General features: G+C 50.6%; 1 protein-coding gene. It reads right to left on the reverse strand.

Translation table 11 applies throughout. The features are described 5' to 3' along the window. A partial coding sequence (locus tag NE619_RS18145; RefSeq protein WP_256133878.1) for a hypothetical protein occupies nt 1–352 on the reverse strand: 352 nt, incomplete at both ends.

Raw genomic sequence — 352 nt, forward strand, 5'->3', positions numbered from 1 at the left:
AAGGATGCTGGTCATACCGTTTGTCCGATACTTTGAACTGGCCGAACGGCACATTGCCGATTGCCACATCAAAGAAATTGTCCGGCAGCTCTGCGTGCTCATATCCCTGTACAGTAATGACGGATTCTTGGTACAGCTGCTGGGCAATGCGGCCGGAGATGCGGTCCAGCTCTACACCATAGGTTTTACACTGGGATAAACTGTCCGGTTTCATGCCAATGAAATTGCCAATGCCGCAAGAGGGTTCCAGAAGATTTCCTGACGTTATCCCCATATGTTCCAAGGCTTGATACATATAGCGTATGACCATCGGCGGCGTATAAAAGGCGGTCAAGGTCGATTCCCTTGCCGC

Origin of the sequence: Anaerovorax odorimutans, from assembly GCF_024459955.1 — a bacterium.
Classification (GTDB): Bacteria; Bacillota; Clostridia; order Peptostreptococcales; family Anaerovoracaceae; genus Hominibacterium; species Hominibacterium odorimutans_A.